Origin of the sequence: Rhodococcus sp. PAE-6, from assembly GCF_025290685.1 — a bacterium.
Taxonomy (GTDB): Bacteria; Actinomycetota; Actinomycetes; order Mycobacteriales; family Mycobacteriaceae; genus Rhodococcus; species Rhodococcus pyridinivorans.
Genome location: NZ_JAOCLZ010000266.1, coordinates 1 through 232 on the forward strand (window position 1 = coordinate 1; position 232 = coordinate 232).

Below are 232 nucleotides of genomic sequence, written 5' to 3' on the forward strand. Positions count from 1 at the left end.
TGGAGTGAAGCTGTTCCACGGCAGCGGTGCTGCCGCGCGCGCCTATGTCGAGGCCGACCGCTCCCGCGCTGACGAGTACTACCTCGGCGCAGACCAGGCCGTGGCCGAGTACGCCGTGATCGACGCGACCGGCGAGGTCACCGCTGCTCGGTCGCTGTCGGCGGATGAGTACGAAGCCTGGGTCGATTGGGTGAACCCGGACACCGGGGAGTCGATGGGTACCCCGCGCAAG

The 232-nt window shown here is 69.0% G+C and carries 1 protein-coding gene; it reads left to right on the forward strand.

The window, feature by feature from the left end; translation table 11 throughout:
• Positions 1 to 232: hypothetical protein (locus NVV99_RS26970; RefSeq protein ID WP_260783356.1), on the forward strand; the 232-nt coding region annotated here is incomplete at both ends.